The organism is Pseudoclavibacter sp. 8L, from assembly GCF_902506465.1.
In the GTDB taxonomy this organism is placed as follows: Bacteria; Actinomycetota; Actinomycetes; order Actinomycetales; family Microbacteriaceae; genus Pseudoclavibacter.
In genome coordinates this window covers 1,360,148-1,379,038 of sequence record NZ_LR733185.1, presented here as the reverse complement: position 1 = coordinate 1,379,038, position 18,891 = coordinate 1,360,148, and the positions used below count along the sequence as shown (strand labels likewise).

Here is an 18,891-nt window from a genome sequence, read left to right as displayed (position 1 = left end):
CGCGATCGCCGTCGGCAGGAAAGGACGCCTCGTGTCGGAACGTGCAGCGACTCAGAAGCTCGACATCGCCGTCATCCCGGGTGACGGTATCGGCCCGGAAGTCGTCAACCAAGCGCAGCGAGCGCTCCGCGCCGCCCTCCCGGAAGGCGTCGAGCTGAGCCTCACCGAGTATCCGTTCGGAGCTGGGCACTACCTCGAGACCGGCAACATCATCTCCGAGGCGGAGCTGCACGCGCTCGCCCAGCACGACGGCATCCTGCTCGGCGCGGTCGGGGGAGACCCCGCAGACGAGCGCCTCGCGGGCGGCATCATTGAACGCGGTCTGCTGCTGAAGCTGCGCTTCGCGTTCGATCACTACATCAACCTGCGCCCTGGCGCGATCTCGCCCGGCGTGAAGACCCCGCTGAGCGACCCAGGCGAAGTCGACTTCGTCGTCGTCCGCGAGGGCACCGAGGGGCCATACGTCGGCAACGGCGGCGTGGTCCGTGCCGGGACGCCGCACGAGATCGCGACCGAGGTCTCCGTGAACACGGCCTACGGCGTGGAGCGCACCGTCCGCTACGCGTTCGAGAAGGCGCAGTCGCGCCCGCGCAAGCACCTGACGCTCGTGCACAAGAAGAACGTGCTCGTCAACGCCGGCGTGCTCTGGCAGCGCGTCGTCGACCGGGTCTCCGCGGACTACCCGGACGTTGCCGTCGAGTACCTGCACGTCGACGCTGCTACGATTTTCTTTGTCACGAACCCACAGCGATTCGACGTGATCGTCACCGATAACCTGTTCGGCGACATCGTGACCGACCTTGCCGCAGCCATCACCGGCGGCATCGGGCTGGCGGCCTCGGGGAACATCAATCCCGAAGGCGAGTTCCCCAGCATGTTCGAGCCCGTCCACGGCTCGGCTCCAGACATCGCGGGCCTCGGCAAAGCCGACCCGACGGCGGCGATCCTCTCCGTCGTTCTGCTGCTCGAGCACTTCGGACTCTCGGACGCAGCCGCATCCCTCGAGAGCGCCTGCCGCGCTGACCTCGCATCCCGAGGCGGAACGGCCAGGAGCACCTCCGAGATCGGCGACGCCATCATCTCCCGACTGACCGCGCAAGGAACCCACGCATGAGCGACACCAGCAGCACCCAGCCCGGCACGACGACGCAGGCCGCCGTGGCCGAGGGGGCCTCCCTCGAGTTCACGATCGAACGCAACCCGGCTCCGGCTTCCGCCGAGGTCCGGGATGCGGTGCTCGCCGACCCCGGGTTCGGCAAGCACTTCACGGACCACATGGTGATCATCGACTGGACTCTCGCCGAGGGCTGGCACGATGCCCGAGTCGTGCCGTACGGGCCGCTGCAGGTCGACCCCTCATCCGCCGTCTTCCACTACGGCCAGGAGATCTTCGAGGGGCTCAAGGCCTACCGGCACGGCGGGGGAGACGTGTTCGCGTTCCGGCCGGAGCGCAACGCCCAGCGCCTGCAGAGCTCCGCACGGCGCCTTGCGCTGCCCGAGCTGCCCGAGGAGCTGTTCGTCGAGTCGGTGCGCCAGCTCGTGCAGATCGACGAGCAGTGGGTTCCGGCGGCTGGCGAGGGCAAGACCCTCTACCTGCGCCCCTTCATGATCGCGTTCGAGAACTTCCTCGGCGTGCGCGCGGCGCAGACGGTGCGCTACATGGTCATCGCCTGCCCAGCTGGCTCCTACTTCTCCGACCCCACGCGCCCCGTCGACATCTGGCTCTCGCAGGAGTACTCCCGCGCTGGCGCGGGTGGCACGGGAGCCGCGAAGTGCGGCGGCAACTACGCATCGTCGCTGCTCCCACAGGAGGAGGCGTACGCGAACGGCTGCGAGCAGGTGCTGTTCCTCGACGCGGCGGAGAACACGTACCTCGAGGAGCTCGGCGGCATGAACATCGTGCTCATCAAGTCGGACGGCACGATCCTCACCCCGCTGAGCGACTCCATCCTCCCCGGCATCACGCGGGACAGCGTCCTCGAGCTGTGCGAGCGTGCCGGTCGGAAGATCGAGCAGCGCCGCATCACGATCGACGAGTGGCGCGAGGGGGTCGCCGACGGCACGATCGTCGAGGCGTTCGCCTGCGGCACTGCGGCCGTCATCTCGCCGATCGGCAAGGTCAAGTCGCCCGACTTCACGATCGAGAACCCGGTCATCACACAGGATTCGGTGAGCATGCGCATCCGCGCCGAGCTCACGGGCATCCAGAACGGCGAACTGCCCGACCTCATGGGCTGGACGCAGCGCCTGGCCTGAGGGCTGGCGGACCGGAGTGACCGGACGGACGGCGGGCTGACACGTGGTCTACGGCTGGGCTGCCCGCAAGGGCGCTGAGTACCAGGAGCAGGCGATGGCCGCGCCGTCGAGGCGCGGCTTCGTGTTGCTCGCGGTGCTCGAGCTCGGCCTGGCTGCCCTGTTCGCCGGGTTCCTCACGGCCGGGCAGTTCTGGCTGGCGCCGGTGGTGCTCGTGGTCGCCGCCCTCGCGGGATGGGCGACCACGAGGTTCCTCGTGCACGTCTCGGCGTGGCTTCGGCGGGTCGTGGTGATCTCGGCGGTGCTCGGGATGCTCGCGCTCGGGGTGTTCGCGAGCCCGGTAGCCGGGATGGGGCTGCTGGCGCTGTTCGCGTACGCGGGCGGCTGGTTCCTGACGTTCGCGGTGGCGCCGTCGCGGGCGGTTCGCTGGCGTGCGGTGACGCGGGGTCGCCGCTAGCTCTTGTAGTGGAGCGCCATGTAGGAGCCGCGGAGCAGCTGCACCTCGAGGACAAGCTGCCGGAAGGTCCACGCGCGAGGGGGCCGGCAGGTGATGAGCGACATCGGTCCGTCTCGGAGCTCGAGCAGCTCGACGCCCTCGATCTTCAGCTCGGCGTCCGGGCGTGCCTTCGCGAGCAGCGCGCGCACGCCGTCCTCGTCCATGTCGGTGTCGCGGGGAGCGTCGAACTCGAACGTGAGCTCGTGGATGTCGACGAACAGCGAGTCGGTGTCGTCGAACTCGTCGCGCCGCCCGTCCTCGCGCTGCTCCTCGCGATACACGTAGCCGAGCACGTCGTCACCGGCTGGCATCGTGACGATGAGGCCGCGGCCTGGTTCGAGCTGCTGGCGCAGCGACCGGCAGACGTGGGCGAACGCGAGGTCCTCGACGTCGAGGACATCGACGGTGATGTCGACGGCTCCGTCGTCGCCGAGCTCGACGCCGTTGGGGAGGGTGTACGTGTTCGCCATGCCGTCAGTCTCCCAGAACGGCGGGGTGCGGATGCGCGCGGCGCGTCACGCGCCGCCGGCGCGCAGTCGCCTGGCGGCCCCGGCGAGCCACAGCTGCACGCCCTCGGACATGATGCGCGGGTCGAGGCCGGAGATGGCGGCGATCTGGTCGAGGCGGTAGCGCACCGTGTTGCGGTGGGTGCCGAGCTCGTCGGCGACCTGCGCGATCTGGCCGGAGTGGGCGAAGTAGGCGTCGAGGGTCGCGAGCAGCATCGACCCGTGCTCGGCGTCGTGGGCTTCGAGCGGCCCGAGTACTTCAGCGGCGAGCTCCAGCACGGGCACGTCGCGGCTCGCGAGCAGCAGCGAGGAGATGGACAGGCGTGCCGAGGTGGCGACGTCGGTGTCCTTCGGCGCGTTGCGCAGCGCATCCCGGGCCTCGAAGTAGCTCCAGCGGAGGGCGAGGGACGCCGGGTAGAGGTCGCCGATGCCGACCCGCGCCGCGATGCCCGCCGAGCGCGCGAGGCCGATGAACGCCTCGGCCGCGTTCGGCATGCGAGTGCGCTCCGGCGCGATGATGAGGAGGCGGCCCTCGAAGACCGCGGACACCGATGACTGCAGTTCGGCGGGCAGCGGCAGCGCGGTGAGCTCCGCGGTGCGGCGCTCCTCGGTCTCGGCGACCAGCACGCGTGCCGCCTGCCCTGTGGTCACGCCGAGTGCCGTCAGGCGCCGCTCGGCGTCTTCGACCGTGAACTTCCCGCGGATGAGGTCGTGCAGCACGTGTCCAGAGGCGTCGCGGGCGGCGCGAACGCGACGCGTGTCCTGGATGAGCTGCAGGCTGAGCAGCGACCTCGCGTAGTTGACGAGTCCCTCGTTGACGCGGGGGTTCGTGATGTGGAGGGTCGCGCCTGCCGACTGGCCCGTGGAGATGGGGAGCGCATCCCACCCCGTCACCGTCTCGTCGTGCACGTCGAGGCTGCCGGCGAGCAGCTCGCCGAGGCGGGTCACGGCGACGTGCGAGGTCGTCAGCCTGGCGAGCCTCGCGGCGAGCCCCGTGATGCCGCCGTCGGAGAGCAGCGACGTCACCAGCTGCTGCTGCTGGCGGTGCTCGCTCTCGAGACGCGAGTGCTGCTCGTCGGTGCTCGCCTGCGTGACGACCTTGGTGAGCGCCGCGAACGGCGTCTCGTAGGCGACCTCGAAGAGCGGGAGCCCGGCCTGCTCGGCCGCCGAGATGAGCGCGGCCGGCACGGTGTCGTGCGTGAAGCCCGTCCCGACGCCGAGCGCGACCGTGTCCGCCTCGACGAGGGACTCCACGAACGAGCGGTACGCGCGCGTGCCCCGCAGGCGCATCCCGGTCGTGAGCACCAGCTGACCGCCCGTGAGGAACGGCTGCGGGTTGAGCAGCTCCGTCGTCGCCACCCACTCGATGCCGGAGCGCAGCGCCTGCGGCTCGCCCGTGTGCAGGGTGAGGCCCAGGGAGCGGTTCGCGAGGAGCGTGTCGACGGTGGCGAGCATGCCCCGATTCTAGACATGCCCTAGACGGATGCACAGAAGTGGTCAAGACGGTCGTGCGCGTGCCCATTCGTCTCGCGGTGCAGAACCGCGTAGCCTTCAAGCCATACCAAGAGGTCGAACCCCGAGGAAGGAAGCACCGTGACGGAGTTCCGCATTGCCCAGGAGCGCAAGCTCGAAGGCGCCATTCCAGGCCCCAAGTCGCAGGCCCTGACTGCGCGTCGTGAGGCGAGCGTCTCCGCATCGCTTGTCCCCGCAGTCCCCGTGTACGCGGCTGACGTCGACGGCGCCATCATCCGCGACGTCGACGGCAACCAGTTCGTCGACTTCGGTGCAGGCATCGCCGTCACGAACGTCGGCGCATCCCACCCCCGCGTCGTCGCGGCCGTGCAGGAAGCCGCAGCGCACTTCACGCACACCGCGTTCGGCATCACCCCGTACGAGGGCTACGTCGCCGTCGCCGAGAAGCTCATCGAGATCACGCCGGGCGACCACGCCAAGAAGGCCGTGCTCCTCAACTCCGGCGCGGAAGCCGTCGAGAACGCGGTCAAGATCGCCCGCCACTCGACCGGCCGCAACGCCGTCATCGCGTTCGACCACTCGTTCCACGGCCGCACGAACCTCACGATGGCCCTCACCGCGAAGAACATCCCGTACAAGGACGGCTTCGGCCCGTTCGCGCCGGAGGTCTACCGCGCGCCCATGAGCTACCCCTACCGTGACGGCCTCACGGGCGCCGAGGCGGCAGCGCGCACGATCGACGTCATCGAGAAGCAGGTCGGCGGCAAGAATGTCGCCGCCATCATCATCGAGCCCATCCAGGGTGAGGGCGGCTTCATCGTGCCCGCCGATGGCTTCCTCCCCGCGCTCGTCGAGTGGGCGAAGGCCAACGGCGTCGTCTTCATCGCCGACGAGGTCCAGGCCGGCATGTGCCGCACTGGCGCCTGGTTCGCGTCCGAGCACGAGGAGATCGTGCCCGACCTCGTCACGATCGCCAAGGGCGTCGCGGGCGGCATGCCGTTGTCGGCCGTCGTCGGCCGCGCCGAGATCATGGACAGCGTGCACGTCGGCGGACTCGGCGGCACCTACACGGGCAACCCGGTCGCCACGGCTGCCGCGCTCGCCACGATCAGCATCATGGAGGACGAGCAGCTCGCTGCCCGCGCCCTCGAGATCGAGACCATCGTGAAGACGCGCTTCGAGGCGCTCAGCGCCGAGCTCGGCGAGAACACGATCATCGGCGAGGTCCGCGGTCGCGGCGCCATGCTGGCGTTCGAGTTCGTCGAGGCCGGCACGGCGACGACCACGAAGAAGCCCCACCCGGCCGCCGTCAAGGCGATCGTCGCGGATGCTCTCGGCCAGGGCGTCGTGCTGCTCTCCTGCGGCACCTACGGCAACGTCGTGCGTCTCCTCCCGCCGCTCACCATCACGGACGAGCTGCTGAACGACGGCCTCGACGTGCTCGAGGCGGCGATCCGCGCTCAGGCGTAGGACGCCCGCGCCCGTCCAGGGCGCGCATCAAGCCGCCGGGGGAGACCCCGGCAACAGAATCTCGACGCCCCGGCACATTCCGCGCCGCCGGGGCGTCGAGGTATTTCCGGGCGCAGCTGCTCGCCGCGCGCCGCCCGGGTCGCAGACACCCAGGGCACAGACCCACACAACACAGACCTCGGGCAGATGCAGCTTCGTCTCGAGACGAAGCTGCATCTGCCCGAGGTCTGTGTCGGGACGCGTGTCTGTGCCGGCTGCGTGGATGCGCCGGGACGGGTGGATGCGCCGGGCGGGTCAGGCGGCGGGGGCCCGCTTCGCCTTGCGCTGCGCCTTGATGGTCTTGTACGCGTTCTGCCCGGCGATGAACAGCAGGTACGCGCCGAAGAGGATGCTGCCGACCATCGGGTCGATGAGCACGGCGCACCACACGCCGAGGAGGCTCGTGAGCGCGGCCGTCAGCCCGATCGCGGCGGCCGCCTTCAGGTCGACGTTGCGGCGGCGGGAGTTGCCGATCGTGCCTGTGATGGTGGTGGGGATCATGACGAGGAGGCTCGTGCCCTTCGCCTCGAGGTCGCTCGAGCCGAACAGCAGCATGAGCGCAGGGACGAGGATGACACCGCCGCCGACGCCGATCAGTCCCGAGATGATGCCGGTGACGAGGCCGAGCGCGACGAGCATGAGTGCCGTGAGCGCCGTCATGGTGACCTCGGCGTCGCGGCTCGGCACGGCGAGAAACAGGGAGACGGCGACGCCGAGCAGGAACACGATGAACATCCACCGGAGCACGATGAGCGGCAGCTTGTTGAGGAGCCACGATCCGATCCAGGCGCCGGCGATGGCGCCGACGATGAGGATGAGCCCCGCGAGCCAGTTCACGGAGCCGGTCAGGACGTAGCCGACGACGCCGACGATGGCGGGCGGGATGATCGCGGCGAGCGACGTGCCGGCGGCGAGGCGCTGGTCGAACGCGAGCATGGCGGTCAGCGCGGGCACGATGATGGTGCCGCCGCCGACGCCGAGGAACCCGGAGAGGAAGCCTGCCGCGAGGCCGATCGAGATGAGCACTATCCAGTCGCGGCGGGTCCTGGTGGTGGCGGGCGTGGTCATGGAGCTCCTAGGTTCTGCGGTGTTCTGCGCCGAGGTGGGCGACGGCTTCCGCGAGGGCGCGGATGCCGAGGGCGACGTCGCCGAGCGATACTGCCTCGTCTGGGTGGTGGCTGACGCCGTCGGGGTTGCGCATGAAGAGCATCCCCACGTCGGTGATGGCACCGATGGCCATGCCGTCGTGTCCGGCTGGGCTGAACAGGGTCGTCGGGTCTTCGGTCCGGCCCGAGCCGAGAATACTCCCGTCTGCGGCGGTGCCCGGCACGAGGGTGGAGCGGATGCCTTCGCCGACGAGGTCCTGCAGCAGCGGCGCGCAGAACAGTGCTGGGGCGTTGTGCACTTCGCGGGTGTGCCATCGCAGGCGCCTGCGGCCCATGATGTCGTCGAGCTCGCGGGAGATCTGGTCCCACACGCGGTCGCGTTCGCCGTCGAATTCTCCGCGCAGGTCGAGGCTGAATCTCGCCTCGCCCGGAACGATGTTCATCGCGCCGGGGAACGCCTCGAACTGGCCGACGGTGCCGATGATGTGGTGCTGGGTGGAGCAGATGCGCTCGACGGCGAGGGCCGCCTCGCTCGCGCCGAGGAGCGCGTCGCGGCGCATGTCGTACGGGGTGCCGCCTGCGTGCCTGGCCTCGCCTTCGACGACGAGCTGGAAGCGACGGGCGGAGGCGATGGAGGAGACGACGGCGAGCGGTTCGCCGCGGGCGTGCAGCTCGGGTCCCTGCTCGATGTGCGCTTCGAGGTAGCCGACGAGTTCGCTCGGCCTGCGGGCGGCTTCCGAGACGCGGCCGGGGTCGAGGCCGAACTCGAGTGCGGATTCGCGCAGGGTGGTGCCGTCCGGGTCCTCGAGCTCCCACCAGGCGTCGTCCCATGTGCCGGCGACGGCGGAGGACCCGAGGAGCGCCTTGCCGAAGCGCGCGCCTTCCTCGTCGGAGAACGCGGCGACCTCGAGCCCGAAGTCGAACGGGGAGCGGGCGGGCGCATCCATCCCACTCGTGTCGTCGTCGCGGCGCTGGAGCAGGCGCACGACCTCGATGGCCATGAGCACGCCGACGATGCCGTCGTAGCGGCCGGCGTCGACGACCGTGTCGAGGTGCGAGCCGAGCATGAGCACGGGCGCCTCCGGGTCTGCGGCGGGGAGGAGGCCGAGCTGGTTGCCTGCCGCGTCCTGCCTGGTCTGCAGGCCGGCCTCGCGCATCCACTCGGCGGCCAGCCGGTTGACGCGCGCGTGCTCGGGGGAGAGGTGCACGCGGGTGATGGCGCCTGGGGTGGAGGTGATGCGCGCGAGCTCGTCGCAGCGCGCCATGACGCGGCGGGCGGCGAGCTCGAAGGCGGCGGGTGCGAGGGCGCTCAGTCGGGTGGTCGTCATTCGGCGGCTCCCCGGGGGGTGTCGGCTGCGCGGAAGACGTCGGCGGCGGCCTCGACACCACCGCCGGTCGGAACGGATGCGCCGTATCGGCGGAGCACGGCCTCGAGCGCGGCGAGGGTCGTGAGCACGGTGTCCTTGCGGGCGTTGTAGCCCATCGTGCCGAGGCGCCACACCTTCCCGTGCAGCGGGCCGAAGGAGGTGCCGATCTCGATGCCGAAGTCGTCGAGCAGGTCCTGCCTTGCCGTATCGCCGGGGACGCCGTCCGGGATGACGACGGCGACGACGTTGTTCATCTTGTGCGCGACGTCGCCGAAGACCTCGAGCCCGAGCGCCTGGACGCCGGCGAGCATGGCGGCACCGGCGACACGGTGGCGTTCGATGACGGCGTCCCGGCCCTCGCGGAGCAGGACGGCCGCGCACTCCCGCGCCGCGTAGAGCATGGAGGTGGCTTCCGTGTGGTGGTTGAGGCGTCTCGGTCCCCAGTAGTCGAGGATCATGCCGAGGTCGAAGTAGTTGGAGCGGATGAAGTCGCTCGCGGACTCGTCGCCCGTCTCGCGGATGCCAGCCTCGACCCGGCTGCGGGAGCGGATGACCTCGACGGCGCGCTCGGAGAGGGTGATGGGCGCCGAGCCGCTCGGGCCGCCGAGGCACTTCTGGAGGCCTGCGGTCGCGGCGTCGAGGCCCCAGGCGTCGGCCAGGAATTCGTTGCCGCCGATGGACGCCGTGGCGTCAGCGTAGAAGAGCACGCCGTGCTTCGCGCAGATTGCGCCGACCTCGTCGAGGGGCTGGTTCATGGTGGTGGAGGTGTCGCCCTGGACGAGGGCGAGGAGGGTCGGCTTGACGCGGACGATGGCGTCCTCGATCTGCGAGACGGGGACGACCTGCCCCCACGGCACCTCGATGGTGTGCACCTCGGCGAGGGCGCGCTCCGCGATCTCGGCGAGGAGGTGTCCGAAGCGGCCGAAGACGGGGACGAGCACACGGTCGCCTGGCCGGATGAGGGAGACGAGCGCCGCTTCGATGCCGGAGCGGGAGGTGCCGTCGACGAGCACGGTCGCCGTGTTCTCGGTCGCCCATACCTGCCGGTACAGCTCCTGCGTCTCGTTCATGGCCTGCGTCATGAACGGGTCGTATTGGCCGACGAGGGTGCTCGAAATGGCGCGGAGCACGCTCGGGTACGCCGAGATGGGGCCGGGCCCCATGAGGAGGCGGGCTGGCGGTTCGATGGGGAGGATCGCGGTCATCTGCTTCATTCTCTCGGTGCTCACGCGCTCGTCGCGGCGCGGCTGGTGGCTCTCGGGGTGGGGGCTGCGGCGGATGCGAGGCGGCGGACGAGTCGGACGAGCGCCAGGTCGGAGCCCGCTCGCGACACGAAGCAGACGCCGACGGGCGCGGCCTGGGCACTGCTCGTGGTCGGCACGCTGAGGAGCGGTGCGGAGAGCGCGGGCAGCCCGGCGACGGCGGCCGGGGTGGTCATGCGCAGCGTCGCGGTGCGGATGGCGTCGATGCTCGACGCATCCGCCGCGCGGCTCGGCGCTGCCCCCGGGGCGGTGGGGAAGAGGAGCACGGCGTCGTGGACGAGTCGCTCGAGGCGGGCGCTGAGGGGAGCGAGGGCGTCGCGGGCCGCCTGCTCCTGCGCCTCGGTGATCTGCGAGGCGGCGAGGAACCGGGCGGCGACGGCGGGGCCCGTGGCTCCGGGGTGCGCTTCCAGCCATGGGCGGTTGTTGCGCCAGGCCTCCGCGCCCTGCACGATCCGGAACGGCTCCTGGTAGCTCGCGAGCTCGCCGATCGAGACCCGCTCGACCGGCGCAGCCACGGCTCCGCGCTCCTCCAGCTCGTGCAGGAACGCCTCGAAGGCGGACACGGTCTCTGGCGAGGCCGCGGCCAGCACCTCGGCCGGCACGACGAGGCGGCCGGGGAGGTCCTCGCCGCGCTGCCCCGCTGCGCTCGCGGTGGACTCCGAGCTGTCGTAGGAGAGGCACCAGTCGGCGACCCGCTGCAGGGTCTCGCCATCGCGCGTGAGCCACCCCACGGTGTCGAACGACTGCGCGAGCGGCAGGAGGCCCTGACGTGGCACGAGGTCGTGTGTCGTGCGCAGCCCCCACAGCCCCTGATAGGAGGCCGGGATGCGCACCGATCCGGCGGTGTCGGTCGCGAGGCCGATGTCGGCCTGGCCATTGGCGACGGCGGATGCTGGCCCGCTCGAGGAGCCGCCGGGAAGGGCACCGGGGACGGCGGCGTTCGGGGGAGTCCCGAAGTGCGCGTTGTCGCCGGCGATCGAGTACGCGAACTCGTCGGTGCGGGCGATGCCGCGCAGGGAGGCGCCGCCGCGCAGCAGGTCCCTGACGGCGGGCGCGGTCCTCGTCTCGGCCTTCGCGGAGTCGAGGTAGCTGGGGTTGCCTGCGCCGATGCGGTAGCCGCGAATCGCGAAGAGGTCCTTCACGGCGACGGTGAGCCCTTCGAGGGGGCCCTCCCACGCGCCCTGGAAGAGCGGGTCGCCGACGGTTCGCCAGATCGAGCGGTCGAAGGCCCGGGGCCTCGGGGTTACGTGCGCGGCCGTGATGCGCCAGCCCTGCGGCAGCTGCTGCCAGAGCTGGGTCTGCAGTCCGAGCCCGCCGGTGGCGAAGCGCGAGGTGGAGACGAGCAGCGCGACGCCGTCGGCCAGGGCCCGGTACTCGATGCGCTCGATGGTGCGCTTCGCGACGCCGCCGCGCTGGGCACGGAACTCGCTGATCTGCTCGTGGCCGACCAGCAGGCCGCTGTCGTCGCCGCGCAGAGTCGCGTCTCCTGGCGCGAACCAGGCGTCGAGCTCGTCGAGGTCGTTGCTCTGCACTGCCCGCTCGTAGGCTTCGAAGGCGGCGAGCAGCGCGGCGGGTGGGGCTCCGTCCGCGCGCGTCGACTCTGCGGTGTTCTGCTCGACTGAGGTCACGCGGGTGCTCCTGTTCCGTTCTGCGGTGCCGTGCCAGCCGGCACATCGGCGAAGTCGGCCTCGCGGATGCGGGCGTGCACGCCGCAGACGACGTCGACGACCTGCGAGATGTCGAAGTCGGTGGCCGCCGACAGGTACGCGTAGGCGAGGTGCTCGTCCATGCCCCACCGAGCCTGCAGCAGGTCGACGGCGGCGCGCACGCACTTGCGCATGGCCGCGTTCAGGTCTGGGTCGAGGCCGGTTGGCACGAGGTACTCGGGGGTGCGCACGAGCGGGCCGGTGAGGTCGCCGAACTCGCGCCGCGCATCCGCCGCCGGAACGACGTCGAAGGTGAGGGTCGCACGCAGCGAGGCCTCGAGCGCCGTGAGGGCGACCTCGCCGTCGCCCTGCGCGAAGTGCGGATCGCCGACGTAGGCGAGTGCGTCAGGGACCTGCACGGGCAGGTAGAGCACGCTGCCCTCGGTGAGGAGCTTGATGTCGATGTTGCCGCCGTGCGGGCCGGGCGGCACGGAGTGCGGGCGTGCGCCTGCGGCGGGAGCGACGCCCATGGTGCCGAGGAACGGGGCGAGGGGGAACACGACGCTCCGTTCGCCGCCCTCGGTGAGCGGCATGGTGCCGACGAGCTCGCCGCCGCGTTCCTCGACCGCGGCGAACACGCTCACGGTCTCGCGGCTGCGCGGCAGCACGCCGGGCAGCGCGCCCTTGCCGTGCCGGTTGGAGATGACCCCGTATGGCACGCGAGGCTCGAGCTTCTCGACCGTGATGCGCAGCAGGTCGCCGGGCATGGCACCCTCGACGGCGATGGGGCCGGTCACGACGTGCGGGCCGTCGTTCGCCGGGTCGCGGGGCGCGTGCTCGGCGATCTCGATGGCGTCGAGCAGCACGGCATCGGGATGCACGCCGTGCGCCGCGAAGAACGCGGCGGGGTGCTGTCCCTGGTCGGGCAGCAGGCCCTCGTGGCTGACGGTGTCGATGACGACGCTCGCCCCGGGCCGCACGGTCAGCACGGGGGCGTCACGCGCGCTCGGAAGCCTGCCCCAGATCGAGGTCGATGCTCCGGATGGCAGGTAGTTCGCACCCTCAGGTAGGCGTGTGCCCGGCTGCAGGATGGGGAGCGGGGCGAACGCCGGCGCGGCTGCGCCGACGCCGTAGCGGTTCGCTGCGGGAGCCGCGGTGGGAATCGTGGTCATGCTGCCTGCTCCTCGTCGAGGTCCAGTCGTTCGGGGTTCGCCGCCGCGAGCACCTCGCGGCCCAGGCGCGACGCGAGCCCGGCTGCCCGCGTGTAGATCAGCTCGCCGTGCAGGTAGGTCGAGTCGATGACCCCGTGCATCCGCGCCCCGTGCCACGGGCTGATCTTGGTGCGGTACTCGAGGGTATTCTCCTCCAGCGTGTGCTCGAGGTCGGGCTCGAAGATCGCGAAGTGGGCCGGGGCGCCGACCGTGATGAGCCCGCGGTCCTCGAAGCGCACGAGCGCGGCCGGTCCCGTGGTGAAGAGGGGCAGGATCGCCTCCAATGGGATGCCGCGCCGCCTGGCCTCGGTCCATACCGCGGTGAGCCCGGTCTGCACCCCGGCGATGCCACCCCAGGCGGTGCCGAGGTCGGGCCCCGCCTTGAGCTCGAGCGTCGCGGGCGAGTGGTCGCTGACGATCGCGTCGATCGTGCCGTCGAGCACGCCGGCCCAGAGCGCGTCCTGGTTCGCGGAGTCGCGGATGGGTGGGCAGCACTTGAAGCGCCCGTCGCCGTCCGGCACCTCCTCGGCCCGAAGGCTCAGGTAGTGCGGGCAGGTCTCGATCGTGATGCGCACGCCGTCGGCCTTCGCCTCGCGGACCAGGTCGAGGGCCTCTGCCGCCGACACGTGCACGATGTGCGCTCTGGCGCCGGTGCGCCTCGCCGCGGCGATGACGGCGCGGATCGCCTCGACCTCCGCGACCGGCGGCCTCGACGCGACGAAGTCGGAGAAGACCGGGCCGGATGCCTCGCTCAGGTGCGCTTCGAGCTCGGCGTGCGCGATCAGGAGCCCGTCGACCTCGGCGAGCTCCTCGAGCGCCTGCTCGAGCTCGGGGAACGAGAGGTGATCGAACTCGTCGATGCCGCTCGGCGCGAGGAAGCACTTGACGCCGACCGCCCCCGCCGCGAGCAGCGGACGCAGGGAGCCGAGGTTCTGCGGGACGACGCCGCCCCAGTAGGCGAGGTCGACGGCCAGCTGGCCGGAGGTCGCCGCGCGCTTCGCGTCGAGCGCCTCGACGCTCGTCGTGACGGGCAGCGAGTTGAGCGGCATGTCGACGACCGTCGTGACCCCGCCGGCGGCGGCGGCGGCCGTGCCCGTCGCGAAGCCTTCCCAGTGCGTGCGGCCCGGCTCGTTGAGGTGCACGTGCGTGTCCACGAGCCCCGGCACGAGCACCTGGGTGTCCGGCAGGACGACGTCCGCGTGGTCGTCGAACGGGGCGATGGCCGCGATTGTGCCGTCGCTGACGGACACCGTCGCCGGCGAGAATCCGCCATCGAGGAAGACGCGCCGCGCTGAGATCCTCATGCGATCGCCGCCGAAGGAACCTGCGGCTGCCCCAGTGGCCTCGCCTGCGCCCGGGAAGGTCGTGCGTACTCGTCCCGCTTGCTCGTGCCGACGCCCATGCGCGACATCGCCGCGACGAGCCCGACCGATGCGGCGACGCCGTCGACGACCGGCACCCCGACCCGCTCGGAGAGGCGAGCGCACAGGTCGGCCATGCCCGCGCATCCGAGCACCACCGCGTCGGCGCCGTCCTCCCGGACGACTCGCTCGCACCACGCGGCGATGTCCTCGAACGCCGCGGAGCCGGTCTCCTCGAGCGCAAGGACGGGGATGCCGGTGCCGTACGCCGCGACGCACGCCCGCTCGAATCCGTACCGCAGCACGAGATCGTCGGCGCGGCCGAGCGTGCGGGAGAGGGTGGTGACGATGCCGAACGTGCGCCCCGTGAGCGCCGCGACGTGCATGGCCGCCTCGGCGATGCCGATGACGGGCACGTCGACGAGCTCGCGTGCCGCGTCGAGCCCCGGGTCGCCGAAGCAGGCGATGACGTAGCCGTCGCTGCCGCCGTCCGCGAGATCGCGCTCGACGAGCTCGACGACGACGGAGGCCGCCCGCACCTCGTCGAAGTGGCTCTCGATGGCCTCCGGGCCCTCACCGGGAGCCGGGCACACGGCGACGATGTCGACGCCGGGGCCGGCCACGGCTCTCGCAGCTGCCGCGACCTTCTGCGTCATGGCGACGGAGGTGTTCGGGTTGATGAGCGTGATGCGCATGCTGGGTCAGTCTTCCTCGATCGATCCGTCTGAGATGCCGGCGGTCTCGCCCTCGAACGTCGGCATGAGCGGCTGGCGGCGCTCGAACAGGACGAAGAGCGCGAATCCGAGTCCGCAGCCGATGAACCAGCTGAAGTCGGCGAGGTAGCTCAGGTCGAGGATGCCGGCCTCGGCGAGCGGCCGGGTCAGCACCGCGATCGCGACCGTCGGGGCGCCGGCGAGGACCATGGCGCACACCGCGTTCGGGTTGAACCCCTTGCGGTACCAGTAGGCGCCCGTCTCGCTCATCGTGAACATCTCGTCGACCTTGATGCGCTGCCTGCCGATCACGTAGTAGCCGGCGATGAGGATGCCGAAGAGCGGCCCGATGAGCGCGCCGAGCACGCCGAGCGTGTTCTGGATCGCGGCGTCGTTGTTGTACCAGTTCCACGGGGTGAGCAGCACGGAGCCGACGGCGGCGATCATGCCGCCCATCCGCCAGCTGATCCTGTGCGGGGCGACGTTCGAGAAGTCGAACGCCGGCGCGATGAAGTTCGCCACGATGTTGATGCCGACCGTCGCCGTCACGAAGGTGAGGCCGCCGAGGAGGATCGCGAAGTGCGTGTCGATGCGCTCGACCGTGTGGATCGGGTCCGTGATGAGCTCGCCGAAGACGGGAACAGTGGCGCTCGCGGTGAGCACCGTGAGGATGGAGAAGAAGAGGAAGTTGAGCGGGAGTCCGAGGAAGTTGCCCCGCTTCACGGCCTTGTAGCTCTTCGCGTACCTCGAGAAGTCGCCGAAGTTGAGCATGGGGCCGGAGAAGTAGGAGACGACGATCGCGATGGCCGTGAACATGACCGGGATGGACGCCCAGAAGTCGAGCGGCTCACCTGCGGAGAGGTTGAAGTCGATGTTCTCCCAGCCCGCCTGGCTGACGAGGTAGATGGCGAGCACGATCATGACGACGTACACCGCGGGCCCCGCCCAGTCGATGAAGCGGCGGATGGACTCCATCCCGCCCCAGAACAGGGCGGCCTGCGCGAACCAGAGGATCGCGTAGGAGATCCAGCCGAGCGCCGAGAGCCCGAGGAACGAGTAGTCGGTGCGCAGCACCTCGCTGGCGGGGATGAACTTGAGGAACACGATGTTGAGCGACTCGGCGGCGAGGAACGTCTGCACGCCGTACCAGGCGATGGCGATGAGGCCGCGGATGATCGCCGGGATGTTGGCGCCCTTGACGCCGAAGATCGCGCGGTTCACGACGGGGTAGGGCACGCCCGTCTTCTGGCTCGACTTGGCGACGAGGTTCGTGAAGAACTGCACGATGAGGATGCCGACGATGAGGGCGACGAGCACCTGCCAGCTGGCGATGCCGAGCGCGAAGAGGCTACCGGCCGTGACGTAGCCGCCGACGCTGTGCACGTCGGACATCCAGAAGGCGAAGATGTTGTAGGAGCCCCAGCGCTGCTTGCGCAGGGGAGCGAGGTCCTCGTTCGCGAGCCGCGGGTCGTAGCCGGGCTTCATGTTCCCGTCGCCGACGGGGTGGCCCGCCGCCACGACGAGATTGTCGGGCGCCGCGCCTTCGGTGCCCAGGCCGCGGGTGCTGCCGGATGCGCCAGTCTGTGCCAGTTGATCGGTCATGCGTTGAAGTTATGACTTCACGCTTCGCGGGAGGTTTCTGCAATGTAACGCTCGTGTAAAACCGAGGTCCCCTCGGAGGCGTGCAGTCAGCACTTCACAGTCTCAGCGGTGACCGCGGCACTGCGTCGGTCACCGGAGTCAGACTCCCGCTGCTGCCCCGAGTCCGCGGATGAGCGCGTCGAGCCCACGCTCGAAGGCCTGCTCGCGCAACCCCAGCGGCGTGTGGGCCGCGACGGAGGCCGCGAGCGTGGGCGCCGCATCCGCCTGATCGCCGAGTTCGAAGATATCGAGCGGCGCGTTGAGGTCGTACGCGGAGCCGTAGATGAACGACTCGATGGCCACGATCGCCGGCATGATGTGGGCGTCCGGCCAGCCGGCCCGTCGGAGGCCTGCGGCGACCCCCTCGTACATCGCGAGCGTGTCGGTCGCGCCGGCGACGGGCATCTTCGCGATCGCCTCCACGAGCGAGTCGTGCTCCTTCATGACGAGGCGGTAGCTTCGCGCCCAGCTCGCGAGAGCCGCGTCCCACGGCTCGGTCTCGAACGCCGAGGCGTCGACGGCGGCCATGAGGCGATCCTCGATCCAGCGCAGGATCTGGCGCTTCGAGTGAGCGTGGTTGTAGAGGGCCGCGGGGGTGACGCCGAGCGCCCTGGCGAGCTTCGCCATCGTGAGGGAGTCGTACCCCTCGTGAGTCGCGACACGCATGGCGGCGTCGGTGATGCGCTTCTGCGTGAGGATCCTCGTGCGGGGTCGCCCAGCACGCCGCTGTCCGTCAGACTCCACATGCTCGCTGGTGCTCACTGGCCCTCCCGTCGTTCGACCCTAGCTCCTCGGAAATGCGGCTTGTCCGAGGAGCCCGTCTCGACTAACGTAAATTAATCCTGTTTATTTGGAAGGCGGCGCCAGCAAGTCGGCCGCCAACCACACTCACTTCGACGGCGAAGCCAGGGCGCTTGGAGCTGTCACAACGGAAAGAGCGGAAATGCAGACCATCGAACGCGACGTCGTCATCATCGGAGCAGGCCCCTCCGGCCTCACAGCGGCCCGCCGCCTCACCCAGGCAGGCAAGACCGTCGCCGTCCTCGAGGCGCGCGACCGTGTCGGCGGACGCACCTGGAGCAACATCATCGACGGCCAGTTCTTCGAGATCGGCGGCCAATGGGTCTCGCCAGACCAGACGGCGCTCCTCGCCCTGCTCGAAGAGCTCGGCAAGGGCACCTTCTCGCGCTACCGCGAGGGCAAGTCGGTCTACATCAGCCCCAAGGGCGAGCGCACCGTCTACGAGGGCGACACGTTCCCCGTCAGCGAGCACACCGCCGCCGAGATGGACCGCATGATCGAGCTCCTCGACGGCCTCGCCGCCGAGATCGGCCCCGTCGAGCCGTGGGCGCACGCCAAGGCGCGCGAGCTCGACACCATCTCCTTCCACCACTGGCTGCGCCAGCAGTCCACCGACGAGGAGGCCTGCAACAACATCGGGCTGTTCGTCGCCGGCGGCATGCTCACCAAGCCTTCCTTCGCATTCTCCGCGCTGCAGGCAGTGCTCATGGCCGCATCCGCCGGTTCGTTCTCGAACCTCGTCGACGAGAGCTTCATCCTCGACAAGCGCGTCATCGGCGGCATGCAGTCGGTCAGCCAGCAGATGGCGCAGGAGCTCGGCGACGACGTGTTCCTGAACAACCCCGTGCGCTTCCTCCACTGGGAGGACAACGGAGCAGGCAATGCGGCCTCCGTCACCGCGGTCGCCGACCACATCACCGTCAAGGCGCAGCACGCCATCATGGCCGTGCCGCCCAACCTCTACTCGCGCGTCTCCTTCGTCCCCGCCCTGCCGCGCCAGCAGATGATCGTGCACCAGCACATCTCCATGGGCCTCGTCATCAAGGTGCACGCCACCTACGCCACCCCGTTCTGGCGTGAAGAGGGCCTCAGCGGCACCGCGTTCGGTGCCGGCCACATCGTGCAGGAGGTCTACGACAACACCAACCATGAAGACGAGCGAGGCACCCTCGTCGGCTTCATCACCGATGAGGCGGCCGAAGCCATGTGGGCGCTGAGCGACGAGGAGCGCAAGGCCGCCGTCCTCGGCTCCGTCGCCGAGTTCCTCGGGCCGAAGGCCCTCGACCCCGAGGTCTTCTACCTCTCCGACTTCGGCGCAGAGGAGTGGACCCGCGGCGCCTACGCCACGAGCTACGACCTCGGCGGACTCCACCGCTGGGGCGCCATCCAGCACGACCCGGTCGGCCCGATCTTCTGGTCGAGCTCCGACCTCGCGGCAGAGGGCTACCAGCACGTTGACGGCGCGGTGCGGATGGGCGAAGCTACGGCGAAGCGCATCCTCCAGTCCTGAGCGCCCTCGGCATCCTGAAATCGGACGACACCCCAA

16 protein-coding genes are annotated in these 18,891 nt (G+C 70.3%); 5 read left to right on the top strand and 11 right to left on the bottom strand.

Annotated elements, in window-relative coordinates:
* Positions 1-31 precede the first annotated feature (31 nt).
* The 3 genes from GV007_RS06490 to GV007_RS06480 are packed head-to-tail and all read left to right on the top strand — an operon-like array spanning position 32 to position 2,710.
* On the top strand, positions 32-1,114 hold the full coding sequence (locus tag GV007_RS06490) for a 3-isopropylmalate dehydrogenase (RefSeq protein ID WP_160071469.1): 1,083 nt from the start codon (positions 32-34) through the stop codon (positions 1,112-1,114).
* Positions 1,111-2,256, top strand: coding sequence for a branched-chain amino acid aminotransferase (locus GV007_RS06485; protein ID WP_160071468.1), 1,146 nt, complete (start codon positions 1,111-1,113; stop codon positions 2,254-2,256). Before GV007_RS06490 ends, GV007_RS06485 begins: the two co-directional genes overlap by 4 nt.
* 43 nt (positions 2,257-2,299) lie before the next feature.
* Positions 2,300-2,710, top strand: a complete 411-nt coding sequence (locus GV007_RS06480; RefSeq protein WP_160071467.1) for a hypothetical protein — start codon at positions 2,300-2,302, stop codon at positions 2,708-2,710.
* Here the strand turns inward: GV007_RS06480 and GV007_RS06475 are convergent.
* Positions 2,707-3,219, bottom strand: coding sequence for a hypothetical protein (locus tag GV007_RS06475; RefSeq protein WP_160071466.1), 513 nt, complete (start codon positions 3,217-3,219; stop codon positions 2,707-2,709). The two genes, GV007_RS06480 and GV007_RS06475, sit on opposite strands and share 4 nt — an antisense overlap.
* A gap of 45 nt (positions 3,220-3,264) precedes the next feature.
* Positions 3,265-4,710 carry a PucR family transcriptional regulator gene (locus tag GV007_RS06470; protein WP_160071465.1) on the bottom strand — a complete coding sequence of 482 codons (1,446 nt, stop codon included), beginning with the start codon at positions 4,708-4,710 and terminating at the stop codon, positions 3,265-3,267.
* A 138-nt stretch (positions 4,711-4,848) separates the two neighbouring features.
* Here GV007_RS06470 and gabT point away from each other — a divergent pair, with 138 nt between their 5' ends.
* On the top strand, positions 4,849-6,198 hold the full coding sequence (gabT, locus tag GV007_RS06465; RefSeq protein WP_104240446.1) for a 4-aminobutyrate--2-oxoglutarate transaminase: 1,350 nt from the start codon (positions 4,849-4,851) through the stop codon (positions 6,196-6,198).
* Positions 6,199-6,492: 294 nt separating this feature from the next.
* Here the strand turns inward: gabT and GV007_RS06460 are convergent, their stop codons facing one another.
* From GV007_RS06460 to GV007_RS06420, 9 genes are all read right to left on the bottom strand, one after another.
* On the bottom strand, positions 6,493-7,305 hold the full coding sequence (locus GV007_RS06460) for a sulfite exporter TauE/SafE family protein (RefSeq protein WP_104240447.1): 813 nt from the start codon (positions 7,303-7,305) through the stop codon (positions 6,493-6,495).
* A gap of 7 nt (positions 7,306-7,312) precedes the next feature.
* Positions 7,313-8,671, bottom strand: coding sequence for a Zn-dependent hydrolase (locus tag GV007_RS06455; protein ID WP_160071464.1), 1,359 nt, complete (start codon positions 8,669-8,671; stop codon positions 7,313-7,315).
* A complete protein-coding gene (locus tag GV007_RS06450; protein WP_236558360.1) occupies positions 8,668-9,915 on the bottom strand; it encodes a pyridoxal-phosphate-dependent aminotransferase family protein in 1,248 nt (415 codons plus the stop codon). The genes GV007_RS06455 and GV007_RS06450 overlap by 4 nt, the downstream gene beginning before the upstream one ends.
* A 20-nt stretch (positions 9,916-9,935) precedes the next feature.
* Positions 9,936-11,600, bottom strand: a complete 1,665-nt coding sequence (locus GV007_RS06445; protein WP_201297592.1) for an AtzH-like domain-containing protein — start codon at positions 11,598-11,600, stop codon at positions 9,936-9,938.
* Positions 11,597-12,790, bottom strand: a complete 1,194-nt coding sequence (locus GV007_RS06440) for an acetamidase/formamidase family protein (RefSeq protein ID WP_160071463.1) — start codon at positions 12,788-12,790, stop codon at positions 11,597-11,599. The genes GV007_RS06445 and GV007_RS06440 overlap by 4 nt, the downstream gene beginning before the upstream one ends.
* Positions 12,787-14,133: an allantoinase AllB gene (allB, locus tag GV007_RS06435; protein WP_160071462.1), complete on the bottom strand. Its 1,347-nt coding sequence runs from the start codon at positions 14,131-14,133 to the stop codon at positions 12,787-12,789. Before allB ends, GV007_RS06440 begins: the two co-directional genes overlap by 4 nt.
* Positions 14,130-14,885 carry an aspartate/glutamate racemase family protein gene (locus GV007_RS06430; RefSeq protein WP_160071461.1) on the bottom strand — a complete coding sequence of 252 codons (756 nt, stop codon included), beginning with the start codon at positions 14,883-14,885 and terminating at the stop codon, positions 14,130-14,132. The genes allB and GV007_RS06430 overlap by 4 nt, the downstream gene beginning before the upstream one ends.
* Before the next feature lie 6 nt (positions 14,886-14,891).
* Positions 14,892-16,505 carry an NCS1 family nucleobase:cation symporter-1 gene (locus GV007_RS06425; RefSeq protein ID WP_160071460.1) on the bottom strand — a complete coding sequence of 538 codons (1,614 nt, stop codon included), beginning with the start codon at positions 16,503-16,505 and terminating at the stop codon, positions 14,892-14,894.
* A gap of 138 nt (positions 16,506-16,643) precedes the next feature.
* Positions 16,644-17,306: a TetR/AcrR family transcriptional regulator gene (locus GV007_RS06420; protein WP_236558359.1), complete on the bottom strand. Its 663-nt coding sequence runs from the start codon at positions 17,304-17,306 to the stop codon at positions 16,644-16,646.
* Positions 17,307-17,487: 181 nt separating this feature from the next.
* Between GV007_RS06420 and GV007_RS06415 the strand changes: the two genes are divergently transcribed.
* Positions 17,488-18,855 (top strand): flavin monoamine oxidase family protein, encoded by a 1,368-nt coding sequence (locus tag GV007_RS06415; RefSeq protein WP_104306097.1) that lies wholly within the window; start codon positions 17,488-17,490, stop codon positions 18,853-18,855.
* Positions 18,856-18,891 lie beyond the last annotated feature (36 nt).

Coding starts and splice junctions, on each gene's coding strand:
- GV007_RS06455 (WP_160071464.1), bottom strand. CDS start 8,671: ATGACGACCACCCGACTGAGCGCCCTCGCACCCGCCGCCTTCGAGCTC.
- allB (WP_160071462.1), bottom strand. CDS start 14,133: ATGAGGATCTCAGCGCGGCGCGTCTTCCTCGATGGCGGATTCTCGCCG.
- GV007_RS06470 (WP_160071465.1), bottom strand. CDS start 4,710: ATGCTCGCCACCGTCGACACGCTCCTCGCGAACCGCTCCCTGGGCCTC.
- GV007_RS06485 (WP_160071468.1), top strand. CDS start 1,111: ATGAGCGACACCAGCAGCACCCAGCCCGGCACGACGACGCAGGCCGCC.
- GV007_RS06450 (WP_236558360.1), bottom strand. CDS start 9,915: ATGACCGCGATCCTCCCCATCGAACCGCCAGCCCGCCTCCTCATGGGG.
- GV007_RS06430 (WP_160071461.1), bottom strand. CDS start 14,885: ATGCGCATCACGCTCATCAACCCGAACACCTCCGTCGCCATGACGCAG.
- GV007_RS06460 (WP_104240447.1), bottom strand. CDS start 7,305: ATGACCACGCCCGCCACCACCAGGACCCGCCGCGACTGGATAGTGCTC.
- GV007_RS06415 (WP_104306097.1), top strand. CDS start 17,488: ATGCAGACCATCGAACGCGACGTCGTCATCATCGGAGCAGGCCCCTCC.
- GV007_RS06475 (WP_160071466.1), bottom strand. CDS start 3,219: ATGGCGAACACGTACACCCTCCCCAACGGCGTCGAGCTCGGCGACGAC.
- GV007_RS06425 (WP_160071460.1), bottom strand. CDS start 16,505: ATGACCGATCAACTGGCACAGACTGGCGCATCCGGCAGCACCCGCGGC.
- GV007_RS06440 (WP_160071463.1), bottom strand. CDS start 12,790: ATGACCACGATTCCCACCGCGGCTCCCGCAGCGAACCGCTACGGCGTC.